At 29.7% G+C, this 16,156-nt stretch carries 15 protein-coding genes; 13 read left to right on the top strand and 2 right to left on the bottom strand.

Features of this window, described 5'->3' with window-relative positions; translation table 4 throughout:
* The first annotated feature begins 100 nt into the window (after positions 1–100).
* The 8 genes from SSYRP_RS00635 to SSYRP_RS00670 all read left to right on the top strand — a co-directional run bounded on the left by SSYRP_RS00635 (position 101) and on the right by SSYRP_RS00670 (position 10,482).
* Positions 101–634, top strand: a complete 534-nt coding sequence (locus tag SSYRP_RS00635; protein WP_016340384.1) for a helix-turn-helix domain-containing protein — start codon at positions 101–103, stop codon at positions 632–634.
* A gap of 25 nt (positions 635–659) precedes the next feature.
* Entirely contained in the window at positions 660–1,712 is a 1,053-nt protein-coding gene (gene potA / locus SSYRP_RS00640; protein ID WP_016340385.1) for a spermidine/putrescine ABC transporter ATP-binding protein, read from the top strand.
* A gap of 18 nt (positions 1,713–1,730) precedes the next feature.
* Positions 1,731–2,708: a spermidine/putrescine ABC transporter permease gene (gene potB, locus SSYRP_RS00645; RefSeq protein WP_016340386.1), complete on the top strand. Its 978-nt coding sequence runs from the start codon at positions 1,731–1,733 to the stop codon at positions 2,706–2,708.
* The gene (locus SSYRP_RS00650) at positions 2,692–5,322 is read left to right on the top strand and encodes an extracellular solute-binding protein (protein ID WP_016340387.1); all 2,631 of its coding nucleotides are present in this window, start codon (positions 2,692–2,694) and stop codon (positions 5,320–5,322) included. The genes potB and SSYRP_RS00650 overlap by 17 nt, the downstream gene beginning before the upstream one ends.
* A gap of 166 nt (positions 5,323–5,488) precedes the next feature.
* Positions 5,489–5,950: a hypothetical protein gene (locus SSYRP_RS00655; RefSeq protein ID WP_016340388.1), complete on the top strand. Its 462-nt coding sequence runs from the start codon at positions 5,489–5,491 to the stop codon at positions 5,948–5,950.
* Between the two features lie 191 nt (positions 5,951–6,141).
* Positions 6,142–8,004, top strand: a complete 1,863-nt coding sequence (locus SSYRP_RS00660; protein ID WP_016340389.1) for a ComEC/Rec2 family competence protein — start codon at positions 6,142–6,144, stop codon at positions 8,002–8,004.
* A gap of 45 nt (positions 8,005–8,049) precedes the next feature.
* Complete coding sequence (gene holA, locus SSYRP_RS00665) at positions 8,050–9,018, top strand: DNA polymerase III subunit delta (protein WP_016340390.1); 969 nt, start codon at positions 8,050–8,052, stop codon at positions 9,016–9,018.
* 39 nt (positions 9,019–9,057) lie between these two features.
* Positions 9,058–10,482, top strand: a complete 1,425-nt coding sequence (locus tag SSYRP_RS00670) for a hypothetical protein (RefSeq protein WP_016340391.1) — start codon at positions 9,058–9,060, stop codon at positions 10,480–10,482.
* Between the two features lie 55 nt (positions 10,483–10,537).
* Here SSYRP_RS00670 and rpsT read toward each other — a convergent pair whose 3' ends face one another.
* On the bottom strand, positions 10,538–10,789 hold the full coding sequence (gene rpsT, locus SSYRP_RS00675) for a 30S ribosomal protein S20 (RefSeq protein WP_016340392.1): 252 nt from the start codon (positions 10,787–10,789) through the stop codon (positions 10,538–10,540).
* Positions 10,790–10,956: 167 nt separating this feature from the next.
* On the opposite strand from rpsT, the gene SSYRP_RS00680 reads away from it, so the two are divergent.
* Entirely contained in the window at positions 10,957–11,244 is a 288-nt protein-coding gene (locus SSYRP_RS00680) for a hypothetical protein (protein ID WP_016340393.1), read from the top strand.
* Between the two features lie 53 nt (positions 11,245–11,297).
* Positions 11,298–11,735: a ribose 5-phosphate isomerase B gene (rpiB, locus tag SSYRP_RS00685; protein WP_016340394.1), complete on the top strand. Its 438-nt coding sequence runs from the start codon at positions 11,298–11,300 to the stop codon at positions 11,733–11,735.
* Positions 11,736–11,755: 20 nt separating this feature from the next.
* Here rpiB and SSYRP_RS00690 read toward each other — a convergent pair whose 3' ends face one another.
* The gene (locus SSYRP_RS00690; protein WP_016340395.1) at positions 11,756–11,983 is read right to left on the bottom strand and encodes a NifU family protein; all 228 of its coding nucleotides are present in this window, start codon (positions 11,981–11,983) and stop codon (positions 11,756–11,758) included.
* Between the two features lie 127 nt (positions 11,984–12,110).
* Between SSYRP_RS00690 and SSYRP_RS00695 the strand changes: the two genes are divergently transcribed.
* The 3 genes from SSYRP_RS00695 to hprK all read left to right on the top strand — a co-directional run bounded on the left by SSYRP_RS00695 (position 12,111) and on the right by hprK (position 16,150).
* Positions 12,111–13,136, top strand: a complete 1,026-nt coding sequence (locus SSYRP_RS00695) for a ribose-phosphate diphosphokinase (RefSeq protein ID WP_016340396.1) — start codon at positions 12,111–12,113, stop codon at positions 13,134–13,136.
* 78 nt (positions 13,137–13,214) lie between these two features.
* Positions 13,215–15,179: an excinuclease ABC subunit UvrB gene (gene uvrB, locus SSYRP_RS00700; protein ID WP_016340397.1), complete on the top strand. Its 1,965-nt coding sequence runs from the start codon at positions 13,215–13,217 to the stop codon at positions 15,177–15,179.
* Positions 15,180–15,223: 44 nt separating this feature from the next.
* Positions 15,224–16,150 (top strand): HPr(Ser) kinase/phosphatase, encoded by a 927-nt coding sequence (gene hprK, locus SSYRP_RS00705; RefSeq protein ID WP_016340398.1) that lies wholly within the window; start codon positions 15,224–15,226, stop codon positions 16,148–16,150.
* Positions 16,151–16,156 lie beyond the last annotated feature (6 nt).

The following is a 16,156-nucleotide window of genomic DNA, read 5'->3' on the forward strand; positions in this document are numbered from 1 at the left end:
CTTTTGAAAAGTATTGATATTTTTTTGTTTTTTTTTATAATTAACAAGTAAGTTTATTACAAACAAAAAGTTTAGTATTAGTAAACAAAGGAGTAAAAAGATGGGGTTAGGAGAAAAATTAAAATTATTGCGTCAAAAAAATAATTTAACAATTGAAGAACTAGCGAACCGTTGTGAATTGACAAAAGGTTATATTAGTCAATTAGAACGTGATATTTCCTCCCCAAGTATTGAGACCTTACAAAATATTTTGGAAGTCCTGGGAACAACTTTAGGGGATTTTTTTAAGCAAGAGAAAAATCGCCAGTTTGTCTACAAACCAGAAGATCGTTATGTTGTTGAACAAGAACAATATATTATTGAATGACTTGTCCCAAATGCCCATGTTAATGAGTTAGAGCCAATTTTATTATCATTAAAACCATATGGAGAGTCGCAAAGACTATTACCATTTGAAGGGGAAATTTTTGGTTATGTTTTAAAAGGCAGCATTGAAGTTGTTTCTGGATCAAGGACCCAACGGGCCAATCCGTACGATAGTTTTTATTTATATGGCAATAATCAACATTATTTAAAGAATGTTACAAATGATGTGGCAGAAATTTTATGAATTTCAACACCACCAATTTTTTAAAAGATTAAGTTAAGGGGGAACAAAAATGGAAAAAAATATTTTAGAACTACGTAATGTTTCAAAACAGTATGAAGGGAAGGTAGTTTTAAAAGGAATTAATTTAAATATTAAGGAAGGCGAATTTGTAACGTTATTAGGACCATCAGGGTGTGGTAAAACAACAACGTTAAGAATTATTGGAGGTTTAGAACAACCAGATAGTGGGGAGTTACTATTTTTAGGAAAAGATTTGTTAAAAACTCCAATTCATAAAAGGGAAATCAACACTGTCTTTCAAAACTATGCGCTTTTCCCACATTTAAATGTTTTTAATAATATTGCCTATGGCTTACAAATTAAACGAAAAAAATATGATTATATTGAACGGGAAGTTAAAAAGTTTTTGAATCTAGTTGGTTTAGCTGGGTTTGAAGATAAGAACGTTGAACAGTTATCAGGGGGACAACGTCAGCGAGTTGCCTTAGCACGAGCTTTAATTAATCGTCCTAAAGTCTTATTATTAGATGAACCAATGGCAGCGTTAGATGTCAAATTACGGAAAAAAATGCAAGGGGAATTAAAAGCCTTACAAGAAGAAATTGGGATTACTTTTATTTTGGTTACCCATGATCAAGAAGAAGCGTTAAGTATGTCAGACCGGATTATTGTAATGAACGGAGGGGCCATTCAACAAGTTGGGACACCAACAGAAATTTATAATGAACCAGAAAATATTTGAACAGCTCAATTTATTGGGGAATCAAATATTATTGCTAATGCTGTTTTTGTTCGTGATAATTTAGTCGCTTTTGATGATAAAGAATTCGTTTGTTCTGATCGTGGATTTGGGGAAGATAGTAATCAAATTGATATAATTATTCGTCCAGAAGATATTGATATTGTTTCACCAACAAAAGGATTTTTCACTGGTATTGTTGAAGAAATAATTTTTAAAGGGGTTCATTGAGAAATAATTGTTCAATGTCCAAAACGAAAATTTTTAATCCATTCAACTGATAAAGTTGATGAGGGAACAAAAGTTGGTTTACACTGAAATGTTGAAGATATTCATGTAATGTGAAAAGAAATTGATGATTAAATTGAAAGGAGGATTGTGATGGAAAATAAAAAAGGAAATAATTTTGTAACAAAGATAAAAAAAACAACAAAAAAAGTTAATCGTAGTATTAAGAATGGTTTTCATAAAACTGCTGCTTGATTTCGTGGAAAAAGTTTAACAGTTTCGTATCAAGTTAAAAAAAGCCAATGATTTAAAAAAGGTCTTAATCCATTGTTATGACCATATTTAGTTTTAATGATTCTACTAATTTTGATTCCATTATTAATAATTTTACTCTATTCTTTTATTCAACCAACGGGGAATAATTTAGTATTTGCCTTAAACTTTGAAAATTTTGTTAACTTTTTTTCGGAAAAAGCCTTTGTTATTTCATTATTATTAGCCTTAGGCTACTCGTTTATTGCCGCAATTATTGCAATTATTATTGCTTACCCAGTTGCCTATGTGATGGCTTTTTGCCGCTCAAAATTATTATCAAAAAATATTTGAATTTTAGTAACGCTACCAATTTGAATTAACATGTTATTAAAAATCATTGGGTTACAAACATTATTTAATTTAATTGCGCCAGGATTATTAGGAACACCGGTTTCAATTGTCATTGGGATGGTTTACGCCTTTTTACCTTTTGTAATTTTACCAATTTATAATAGCTTAGATAAAATAGATAAATCTTTAATTGAAGCGTCACGTGATTTAGGGGCCAATTCATTTAAAACTTTTTGAAAAGTTGTTTTCCGCCATTCAATTCCTGGAATTTTAGCGGGGGGAACATTATTATTAGTTCAAGCTGCAACTTCATTACTAATTGTTAAATTCATGGGGAATGGTCAAATTAGTATGATTGTTGAGGTAATTGAATCATACTTCTTTAAAGGAGGAAACTTTGGTTTAGGAGCAGCGATTTCTGTTGTTTTAGCCTTAGTAGTCTTTTTATTAATAGTTGTTTCTGGATGAATTTCAAAACAATTTGAAACAAAAAAAAGGGGGCGTCGATATGAAAAACTTTCTTAAATCTTCATATATGGGGATAGTAATGCTTTTTATTTATGTTCCGATTATGATTTTAATTTTATTTTCATTTAACAGTGGGGAAAGTATGAGTATTTTTAATGGCTTCTCTGATCGCTGATATAAAGAATTAGCTCACCAACAAGCCTTTTTACAAAGTATTATTGTCTCAGTTTTTGTCGCCGTGATAGCAACAATTATTTCAACAATTATTGGAACATTTGCAGCGTTAGGGTTGAGTAAAGCGCGAAAAGTAACACAAAAAATGACCTTGTCGATTACTAATATTCCATTAATTAATGCCGATATTATTACAGCGGTTGCCTTAATGATGTTATTTATTGCAATGGGAGCTAATTTTGGTTTACTAACATTAGTTTTAGCCCATATTTCATTTGATATTCCTTTTGTAATTATGACAGTGTTACCCCGCTTACGAAAAATTGATCCGAAATTAATTGAAGCATCATTAGATTTAGGGGCGAAGCCATCACAAACATTACGAAAAGTAATTTTACCGGTATTGAAACCAGCCATTATTGCGGCAGCAGCGATTGCTTTTGCGATGAGTTTTGATGATTTCATTATTTCTTATTTTACCGGGGGTGCTGATGTTAACGTTGCGACTTTCATTTATACAATGAAACGAATCAAACCATTTATTAATGCTTTTGGAACGATTTGTATCGCAATTATTGGTTTTGTTATTATCGGTTGAAATGGTTGAAATTTGTATAAAATTCAACATGAAAAATTCCGGAAAGAAATGTTAAAAGGAACGTATAAAGATAAAGATATCATGCGCTATGAAATTAAATTAGCCCGTTGATATCATTGTTTAAATCGTAATACTTTTAAAACGGAAAAACAAAAAGAAGCTTTGCGCTGAAAAATTATTCGTTGGGAAAATAAATATGAACGGGCTGTACTGTGAGTTAAAAATAAACGTGAAAGTTTTATTGAACGTCAGCAACAAAAAGAAAATATCAGTAAAATATCACGGAAAAATTTCCGTTGGTTGGCAAAAAGCTGAAAACCATTATCCCTAACTTTAGTAACGGTGGGGTCAATTGGATTATTAACAGGAGTTTATATTGTTAATAATACCTATGATCTAATTGTTGCGAACTGAGGGGGATACATTACCCCAGAACTATTAACTAATTTTCAAAAAGAATATAATGTTAAAGTAAAATATACAGTTTATGATAGTAATGAAACATTAGATAATAAATTATATACAACAAGATATGATGTAATGGTGCCAAGTGACTATATGGTTGCTAAGTTTGCCGAAACCAATAAAATTAAACCAATTGACTATGTAAAGTTAAATGCTGTTAATAAAGACTTTAATATTATTAAACCAAATTCAAGTTTTAACGGTGATATGACAGGGTATCAAATTGGTAATAAGTTATTTAATGATAAAAATATTGATATTGATGTTGTTAAAACAGCAAACCCGGAATTTTATCAACAATGTGTTGAAAATCCTAATCCCGAAGTGGCATATTGTTTAAATAAAAATAATGTTGCATCATTAAATAATGGTTTGTTAAGTATTTTAAACAAAAATACTGTCAGTGTATTGGACGATGCCAATAATACAAATAACAATACGATTGCTAATTATAGTATTCCCTATTTTTGAGGAGATGTATCGCTGTTAATTCGCCCAACAGATAGCAATATACAGTTTTTACAATCAATCTTTGATGAGTTAAATCAAAAATTACCATCAACAGTAACAGGAAAATATGGGATAACTAAACAACCATGAGTTGATGGTCGTAGCCAGTATGTTTTAAATACGGTTAAATATGATGAGGTTGAAACAAACGGTTTGTCATGAGATGTTTTATGAAAAGCAGCTCAAAATAAGAAAAAAGTCTTATTAAATAATGATTACCGTAATATTTTTATGTTAGCAAATCAAAAAAATTACTTTAGCCCAATTCCAACAACAAAAGCGCAAGCTGATCAAGACTTCCGAGATTTAGAAACATTGCTTAAATATAATAATGTTGCTCTAATGAACGATGAATTAATTAATGCGGTTGGAGATGGTGAATTTGATTTTGCCTTTATGTATAATGGGGACGGTATTTATGCTGACCAATTATTTGCAGCTAGTGGTAAAGAAGCAAGCAATAATAAAATTATGATTGTTCACCCTAATGCGACATCAACAGGAAAAGCAAATCAAATTGAAGGAACTAACATTTGAAGTGATAATATGGTTTTATCAAACTCAGTTGGTAATGAAGAATTAGCTTATAAATTTATGAATTACATTGTTCAAAATAGTAATGTGTTATCAGAAGAACTAGGTTATACTTCACCATATCAACAAACAATGGATTTTGAAACAAATTATGGTTATTATCAAGATGATGTTGACCCTGACTCAGGAGAAATGGTTAATTACCAAGAAAACTATGTTCCAGTTGGAAAACTATGTACTGATGAAAAAATTAGTGCTGGGGTTTGTACAATTGACCAAAAGGGGCAATATGTATCAAAACCAGGATTAGCGGATGGACCATTTACAGTAACGAAATTAGATGAGTATCTTGTTGATCGTTATAATGTTTTAATTGCTGGAAAAAATTAATGATAAAAGTTTTGTTATTTCTAACAAAACTTTTCTTTTTTTAAAAGAAAAAATGAATTATTTTGGGATAACTTAATGAGGTGAGAATATTAAGAAACGCTGATTTTATTTTTTACTTTTTAGTTTAGTATTATTAGTTGCTTTAGGAGGTTTTATTTTTAGTAAAATGAATAAAACAAATAACCCTAGGTCAAAAGAAATTAATTTAGTTGAATATCAAATTAATTTTCTTAATGAATATAATTTACCATTAACTGATGAAGAGATTATTCCGAAACCGATTATTTTACAACCTTATAATCTTGGGGAAGATCTTAAAACAATTTTAATTAACCATCATTTTTTGTTCAATAATTTTGCAAAGATTAATGGGAATACTTTAGATAAAAAAATCACGGAAAGCATAACCGTTAAATTAACACCAATTGCTAAATATATTCAATGAATTCCGCTTCGAAGTTTAGCAAAAGCTGATTTAGAACAAGTTAATATTCCAGAAATAATTAGTAATAATATTTTAGAATTAATTAAACCCCCAGGACTTAATTATGAAAGGCTTTTAGCTGATTACTTAAAGGGAGGATATAAAAAATATTTTACGCTGCTAAAAATGTTTTGTGTTTTTTAAAAAATTGCTTAAGCAAATTAGAACAGTCTTATTTAAATTACGTTTTTCTTGCCATTTTTTTCGGGCTAGCAATTATTCAAAATAATTATTGGTTTTTTGTTCCGATTCCTTTTTTAAGTTTAAGTATTTTGTTCACAAGTACAAAAAGTTACTGACTTTTAATTATTATTTTTCTGTTTATAATTCATTTAATGATTTTAAAATTTGCACCACCGGTTAGCCTAAATAAAAATCAAGAACTTAATTTTAAAATTATTTATCAAGGAGAAGGATATTATTTTATTAAAGCTGGGACGCACAGGTTTTATTTATCAACCCAAGAAGTTTTTCACTTAGATGATAATGTTTGTGCTTATGGAAATTTTACTAAGATAAAAAGTGCTGTTAATATTTATGAATTTAGCCAACCAAAATGATTAGAAGGACAGGGGATAACTGTGCAGTTTAATTTAACAAAGATTATTGGTAAGAATAGTAGTTATGGTTTACGGGCAATTATTCAACGTTATTTGTTAAGGGATGAAAATAATTTTGATTTTATTCAATTGATCTTTTTTGGGGTCAAGACAAAAGGGGTAAATGAATTATATGAAAAATTTGTGCAACTAGGGATAATTCACTTATTAGTTATTTCAGGCTTTCATATTAATCTTTTCTTTTGAATTATCAATACTGTTTGTTGTAAAATTTTTCGTTTTAAGTATAATTTTCTAATATCCTTTTTGATAGTGTTTTTTTATCTTTACCTTTTAAATTTTAATTTAGCAAGCTTACGAGCTGGTGTTTTTTTATTTTTGCTGACTTTAAAAAATAAAAGGCGATGAGATAAAATTAATAAAAAAATAATTTGAACAGTTACATTATTATTTGTGCTATTTTTAAAACCTTACGCCTTTTTAAATAGTGGTTTTACTTTTAGTTTTACAATTTCTTATGTTCTAATAGTAGTCCATTCAAAATTAAGACACTTAGGTTTATTCAAAAAAATCTTAATATATAATTTAATTATTTTTCTTGTTACTTGAATTTTAACGGCTTATTATAATTACACTATTAATTTTATGAGCATTTTTTTCACAATTATATTAACGCCGGTTATTGAATTAACTTATCTTTTTAGCTATATGATCATCTTTATTAAACCATTACATATTATTTATCAAGGCCTCTTTTTTGTCCTGAATAATTTTTCGGCAGTATTGCTCAAAATTAATCTTGTCTGGCATACGGGAGCTTTTAATTTTTGATTGGTATGAATTTATTATGGATTATTGATTACTACATATTTAAATAGTGGTTATTTACAAAAACTTAGTATGATAGGATTATTATTTTTTAGTACTATCCTAATTTTTTTAAACTGAATGGCCAGCCCTCGTTATAGTTTGACCATGCTTAATGTTGGTAATGGTCAAGCGATTGTTATAAACGATAAGCTAAATTTTAAAACTGTTTTATTTGATGTTGGTGTCGAAATTGGTAAAAGTAAAAATCTCGTCCGCGATTATTTGAAATGACAAGGAATTAATGTTATTAATGCTGTTTTTATTTCCCACAATCATTTAGACCACTATAATAATCTTGCACAAGTAAAAACTAATTTTTATATGGGGGAAGTAATTGATAACGAAACGGGAGGAGACTATTGAAAATTTGGTGGGTTAGAATTCTTGGTGCTTCATAAAACAGTGGGGGCAGAAAATGAAAATGCTAATTCTTTGGTTATTTTAGTAACAGTTAATCAATACAATGTATTATTAACGGGAGATCTTACAAAAGAAGAAGAACTTAAAATGTTGGATTTATCTTTACCCCAAATTGATTTGCTACAAGTAGCTCATCATGGGTCTAAATCTTCATCAGATATTTTATTTTTAAAAAAAATTAAACCTCAGATTTGTTTTATTTCTGATGGACCGCATAAAAAAATTTTAGCCCCTCAAACATTGAAAAATCTTGATAGTGTTGGCTGTAAGTATTATGAAACTAATGGTGAACAAAATTTACAGGTCCAATTTTTCAATAATTTCAAAGCCAAGGTTACTAATTTTTAAGATAGTAGGATATAATATAAAAAACATCTTAAGAGAGGTAATCACATGTTCTTAATTTATGGGGAAGATGCATATTTAATAAATTTGCAAAAAGAAAAAATTTTAAAAAAAATTAATATAGATGAGGAATATAGTCTTGATGAATACAGTTATTTAGAAGATTCACTGTTAGATATTTTAAATGATGCCAATACAATTCCAATGTTTGCCGAAAAACGGATTATTTTAGTTAACGACAGTTATTTCTTAACTGAAGAAAAAATTAAAGCAAAAATTGATAACAAAGATTACTTACCAAAATTAATTGAATATTTAGAAAACCCAAACCCAAATACCTTTATCATTTTTATTTGCCCAGTAAATAATATTAGTAATCGGTTGAAAATTACCAAAAAAATGTTGGAATTAACTAGTGTTTTAAAAGCAATTAACTTATCTTATAATGAATTAACAAAATTTATTGCTAATTATATTAAACAAAATAATGCTAATATTAGTGATCAATTAATTAATAGCTTAGTTGAATATCTCCCAAATAATTTGTATATTATTAAGAATGAACTTGATAAGTTATTATTGATTAGTAAGAACATTACCAAAGAATTAATTGAACATAATTTAACAAAGTACCTTGATACTGATATTTTTAAAGTTGTAAACTATTTATTAGCGAATGATTTAAATAACTTTTTAAGTAATTATCATTATTTAAAAGCCCGAGGACTAAGCGATGTTGCTTTGCTTGCCTTAATTAGCAATAATGTTATTTTAACCCGTGATATCATTGTTTTATCAATGTTAAAAAAATCACCATCCGAAATTGCTAATTTATTAAAAGTTCATCCCTTTCGAGTAAAAAAAATATCAGAAATTCTTTCTAATTTTAGTTTGAAAAAAGCAAACGATTTAATATTAAATTTATTTTCAATTGATTATAATATTAAAAAAGGTATAATTAACAGAGAAATAGATAGTGATTTGTATTTTATTAAATTATTTAATATTAATCGTTAATTATTTTGCAATTATTATCAAAATTAGTGAGGTGAAAAAATGAAAGAAAAGAAATTGTATGCCCAGACTGTTTATGGCTTGTATCATACCTTTCAGAACGATACGTTAAAAGCAGAAATAATTATTGATAAGGAATTTAAGCAATTAGTTATTCAAGAAATTTGCAATTTGTTAACTTTAGAAAAAGATTTTGCGGCAGATTTAGATGGTGAAAAATACACTGTTGCGTTTGCTCAAGTTTTAGCTGATATCACAAATGAATCAGCAAAAATTGAAAAAAAAGATAATGCCAAATTTAGTGATTTAGATGAAAATCATGCCCAATTTGTACAGTATATTAATCAAAAATTTAAATTTGATCGTGATGATATTATCAAAGAAGTAACAATTTCAGCAGAAATAATTGATAAAACAACTGATTTTGTTAATAAAGAAGAATCATTAGCAAAAGCAAGAGAACTTAGCGGTAGTCAGCTGCAATCTCCGGTCCAACCTGCTCAGGCAAATCAAGCACCAGGAGCAGCACCATTTGTTGGAATGGGAGCAGGAATGCCCCAATTTGATCCATCACAAATGGATATGAGTAAAATGATGCAACAAATGGCTGATATGCCAATTCATCCTCGACTTGATCCACGTTTTTATCCATATAATACAAAGCCAAAGTATATGCTTTTAATGAAAAAAGTTGTGGCTGGTTTTGTAATCTTTGCGGCAGCTTTATTGGTTTTAGTATGAGCCTTAGGGAATTTTTTACCAATAACAGTTTATCCAGAAGGTGGATTTTGAACATGACATAATGAAAGCAAAGCTTGAATTGGGGGACCAGGACAACCACCATCAGAAGCTGGGAAACTAGGTTATGATTTTTTAACTAGTTTAATGTATAAATTTGGTGTTGCACCAGGGACACCACCGTTATTTAATATTTTTATGCCAATTTTACCAGGATTATTTTTAGGGTATGAATTATTAGGCGCAAAAAAATTCCGTCGTGATAATTATACTGTCCGAATTTTATCAGTAGTTCTATCAGCTGTTTTATTAGCATGAGCAGCCTTAACAATTGTTCCACTTTTAATTCCAAGTACATTAGATAATCTTATTAATGGTTTAGGAATGTCAAAAGATGGGGTTAATGGCGGGACAGTTATGCCCTCACCTGAATTACCAAAATTATTAAATGAAATTATTAGTTTAATTCGTGGTAGTGCCCGTTACCAGGCTTTACGAATCTTTAGTATTGTTGCTTTATCAATTTCATTAGTCGCTGTTTTATTAACATTAGCTTTATGTATTTATGCGCCACGTTTAGATCGTCAAAAATTAGTACGTGCAAATGAAGAATATCAAAAAGCAGTAATGGCTAAAATGAGTGGTCAAAAATATGAAATGGATCCAACATTGTTTGATGATGAATTTAAAGATGATAGTTCACCATTTAAACCACCATCAGAAAAATAAAAAAAAGTTCAATTTTGAACTTTTTTTTATTTTTGATACTAATCTAATTTTAATCCTAGTTAGCTTTTACCATTAAACTACTTTTTAATCTTGAAGCTTTATTTTGATGATAAATTCCTTTTGTAACTGCTTTATCAATTAAACTAACTGCTTCATTTACTAATTCATTTGCTTTTGCATCATTTTCGACAAGGGCTTTTTCTGCTTTTTTAATTGCCGTCTTAACTGATGATTTAAAAGATTTATTTGCTAAATTAGCTTTTTCATTAGTTTTAACTCTTTTAATTTGTGACTTAATATTTGCCATTGTTTTCTCCTTCTTTCCTGCTAACTATTAGACCCAGAATGATTATAACAAATAGCCCTGTATCTGTAAAGAAAACTTTTATATTTTTCAATATTTCTTTTGCTATTAGCGACCTTATTTTAATTATCCGGTATAATTATATTAAATTATAAAAGGAGTTTTTTAAGATGGGATATTACTACCAGCATAAATTAGCTTTTTCTGATCATGGTTTACAAAGAATTAAAGAGCGTATTGCTGATTTTAAAAATGAAAATGAATGAATAGTAAAAGAAAAAATAATTAAAATGATTGATAATTCTTCAGATCGAATTGAAACAAGAGATCATTTATATATTAAATTGGATGATTTAAAAGGTAATTTGTATGTTGTGATTCAAAAAAATGCCAGGTTAATTATTACAGTAACACCAATGAGTCCACAAAAAATTTTAGATATTATTACATCAGGATAAGTTCAAGAAAAAATATGTTATATTATAGGTAATAGTAATCAGGAGGAAAAGAAATGAAAATTGCGATTGGAAATGATCATACAGGGGTAGGGATGAAAAATGAAATTGTCACTTACTTAACTAATAATGGTTATGAGGTTATTAATATTGGGACTAATGAAGGCCAAGCAGCCGACTACCCAGACTTTGGTCATCAAGTCGGTCAAATGGTGGCAAACGGTGGCGCTGATTTAGGGATTGTGATATGTGGAACTGGAATTGGGATTTCAATAGCTGCTAATAAAGTACCAGGAGTTCGTGCAGCATTGTGTTATGAAACAACAACTGCCCAATTAGCTCGTGAACATAATAATGCTAATGTTTTAGCGTTAGGAGCTCGTTTGATTGCTAATCAAAAAGCAGTCTGAATTGTTGAAGCATTTTTGAAAGCAAATTTTGATGAAGGTCGTCATGCCCGTAGAGTGAATCAAATTGAAGACATTACTTGTTAATTAAAAAAAGCAGGGGAAAGTTACATTACAACTTCCACTGCTTTTATTTCGGGTAATTCATTTTTAACAATTTGTTCAACGCCGTCTTTAATTGTCATATCAATTAATCCACAGTTTACACATGCTCCCCCAAGTCGAATGTAGACAATATCGTCTTTTAATTCGACAAATTCAATGTCCCCACCATCTTGATTAATATAAGGGCGTAAATTATCAATAATATCTTTTGCTTGAGCATTTTTATCCATTCATTCACCTACTTTAAAATATTATATCTTATTTTCGCAATTTCTTTAAAAAGTTTCTTTATTTACGAAAAGATAAGTTATATAATAAAAATAAGGACTAAATATTAAAAAAGGAGTAAATATTTTAATGGTGGAAAATAAGAATTTTAGTGTTTATGGCTTATCAGCTAGTGGGAAATTAGCTGATGAAATTTGCCAAATTTTAAATATTAAAAGAGAAGAAATGGAAATTATTCGTTTTGCGGATGGGGAAATTTTGACAAGAGCGGTCAATTCAGTGCGAGGGAAGGATATTTATATTATCCAGTCAACTTCAAACCCAGTTAATGAAAATTTAATGGAATTATTAATTGCAATTGATGCTTTAAAAAGAGGAAGTGCTAATAGTATTAATGTTATTATTCCATATTTTGGTTATGCGCGCCAAGATCGAAAAGCAAAAGGACGTCAGCCAATTACTTGTAAATTAGTAGCCAATATGATTACAACAGCAGGAGCAACAAGAGTGATGACAATTGATCTTCACTCCCCACAAGCAATGGGATTCTTTGATGTTCCAGTTGATGATTTACGTTCAACTCAAGAATTTGTAAAAAGAATTATTGGGGAAATTGAAGCAGATGAAATTACTTCAGAAATTACAATTGTTTCACCTGACCATGGTGGGTTAGTTCGTGTTCGCGAAGTTGCCGATAAATTGACAGGTTTACCAGTTAACATTGCTGTTATTGATAAAAAACGTTCACAACCAAATGTTAGTGAAGTCCAATTTGTTTTAGGGGATGTTAAAGACCGTGTTTGTTTTATTGTTGATGATATGATTGATACAGCGGGAACAATTTGTAATGCCGCACGAGCATTAAAAGAAAATGGAGCAAAAGAAGTTTATTTATTAGCATGTCATGGGGTCTTTTCACCACCAGCTTGTGAAAGATTATCAGCGTTAATTCAAGAAGGTATTGTTAAAAAAGTTATTGTAACTAATACAATTGATATTGCTCCTGAACGTCGTTTTGAGGGGTTAGAAGTTATTTCAATTGCGGAATTAATTGCCAATATGATTGCAGCTGTTGTAAATAAAAATAGTTTATCAGATGTTTATTCACAATATAATGAAAAAATTAAGGAATTAATTAAATTAATGAAAAAATAAGTCTACGAAGAAAGACTTATTTTTTTTACAATTGTTAAGGTAAAATATATTTAAGAGGTTTAGTGAAGGGGTGAAGAAATGTTTAAGTTAGTTTCCAATTATCAACCAGCAGGTGATCAACCACAAGCAATTGAAAATTTATTATTAGGACTTAAAAATAATAAAAAAAACCAAGTATTACTGGGAGCAACCGGAACTGGGAAAACTTTTACAATGGCTAATATTATTGAACACTATAATAAACCAACATTGGTAATGGCCCATAATAAAACATTAGCAATGCAATTATATGTTGAATTAAAAGAGTTATTTCCTGATAATCGGGTTGAATATTTTGTTTCTAACTTTGACTTTTATCAACCAGAAGCTTATATTCCGAGTCGAGATTTATATATTGATAAAGATGCTAAACAAAATATGGAATTAGATATGATGCGCTTAAGTGCCTTTAATGCGTTAACTACTCGTAAAGATGTTATTGTTGTTGCATCTGTGGCGGCAATTTATGGGGCCCAAGATCCCAATGAGTATAAAAAATCATTTTTTCAATTAAATCGTGGGGAAAAAATTGGGAAAAAACAATTAACAAATTATTTAGTTTCGTCTGGTTATGTTCGTAATGATATTGAACAAATTCCAGGAACTTTTAGTGCAAAGGGTGATGTTATTAAAATTGTTCCGGGATGAAATATTAAAACCTTTATTCGGATTGATTTATTTGGGGATGAAATTGATGACATTTGCTATATTGATGGATTAAATGGGGATGTGACCCAACGGTTATCAACTTTAACAATTTTTCCGGCCCAGGATTATATTACTTCCCCAGAACGGTTAACAAAAGCAATTGAGTTAATTGAAAAAGAATTGGTTGTAAGGTTGGAAGAATTAAAACAAGAAGGAAAAAATGTCGAAGCGCAACGGTTAAAACAACGAACAGAATATGATTTAGACATGCTTCGAGAAAGTGGGATTTGTTCCGGGATTGAAAACTATTCTCGTCATCTTGATTTACGCCAAGAAGGTGAACCACCTTATACTTTAATTGATTTTTTTGGTGATGATTTTTTAACAATTATTGATGAATCCCATATGTCAATTCCGCAAATTAGAGCAATGTATAATACTGACCGAAGCCGGAAAGAAACCTTAGTTAATTATGGTTTTCGCTTAAAAAGTGCGTTAGATAACCGCCCATTAAATTTTGAAGAATTTAATGGTAAATTAAAAAATACAATTTATGTTTCAGCGACACCAGCGGAGTATGAATTAGAATTAGCCCATCAACAAGTTGCTGAACAAATTATTCGTCCAACGGGATTATTAGATCCAACTGTGGAAGTAAAACAAACGGTTGGGCAAATTGATGATATTATTGCCCAAATTAAAGAACGGCGAGCAAAAAATGAACGGGTATTTATTACCACTTTAACAATTCGAATGTCTGAAGATTTAACAAGTTATTTACAAGAACAAGATATTAAAGTAGCATACTTGCATAGTGAATTAAAAACATTAGAACGTAGTCAAATTTTATTAGACTTGCGAAAAGGGGTTTATGATTGTATAGTTGGGGTTAACTTAATTCGGGAAGGAATTGATATTCCCGAAGTTTCGTTGATTTGTATTTTAGATGCTGATAAACAAGGGTTTTTACGTAATACGCGTAGTTTAATCCAAACAATTGGGCGCGCAGCACGTAATGCCCATGGGCATGTTATTCTTTATGCTGATACAATGTCTGATGCAATGGTCCAAGCGATTAAAGAAACACAACGTCGTCGGGCAATTCAAGAAGCGTATAATAATAAATATGATATTATTCCCCAAACGATTATTAAAGCAATTCGTGATTATACTAACATTCGGATGCAAGATCAAAAATTACATAAAATTAAAAATAAAAACTCAAAAGAATATAAAACAGCAAAAGAAGGATTATTACAGGATTTACGCAAACAAATGTATGAAGCTAGTGAAAAATTAGATTTTGAGAAGGCGGCAGAATTAAGAGATATCATTCTTGAAATTGAAGCGGAATAATGAGAACATATAAGTAGAAACAAAAGGGCAGAATAGGTGGAAAAATGGCAAAGTTTACAGTGCAAGATATTATAGATAAGTTTAAATATGAATTATTGGTAGGAGCTGATAATTTAAGCCGGGAAATTAAAGTATATGGGATAAATCGCCCAGGACTAGAATTAGCTGGTTTTGACCCGGAAAAAGATAATTTAAATCGCCGGGTAATTTTGTTATCAAACAAAGAACAAATGTATGTTCAAACTTTAAGTGAAGAAATCCGCCGTGCGCGTTATGAGTTTATTTTAAATGAAAATATTCCGTTGGTAATTTTAACAGAAAAGTTTACTGATCCACTGTTACTAGAAATTGCTAGAACACATCAGTGTCCAGTAGCAAGAGCAACCGGGATTACAACAAGTCGGTTATACCAAACTTTGTTAGAATATTTTGATGAATATTTTTCACCAACATATGAAGAACATGGCTCATTAATTAATATCTTTGGAAAAGGGGTATTACTAATTGGGAAATCCGGAATTGGGAAATCAGAAATTACCTTAGAATTGGTGAAAAAAAACCACTTGTTTGTTGGTGATGATCGCATTGTTATCCAACAACGTAATAATAAACTTTTTGGCCGTTCCCATGAAATTCTAAAAAACCTAATTGAAGTAAGAGGATTAGGAATTTTAGATTTAAGTAAAATCTATGGTTTACAAATCTTATTAGAAGAAACAACCGTTGATTTGGTAATTGAATTAATTTTATTAGATAATGAAGAATATAAAACAATTGATCGTTTAGGGGCAAAGTATAACTATACAACAATTCTTGAAACAAAAGTACCAATTATTAAAATTCCAGTTACTTATGGGCGTAGTGTTAGTGAGTTAGTGGAAACTGCTGTTTCAAAACTAAAATTAGAAGAAGCTGGTTTTTCATCCCTAAAACTATTAGAACAACAGTTTAAAAAATATTCAGAAGAATAGAGGAGA

Source organism: Spiroplasma syrphidicola EA-1, from assembly GCF_000400955.1.
Lineage (GTDB): Bacteria > Bacillota_I > Bacilli_A > Mycoplasmatales > Mycoplasmataceae > Spiroplasma > Spiroplasma syrphidicola.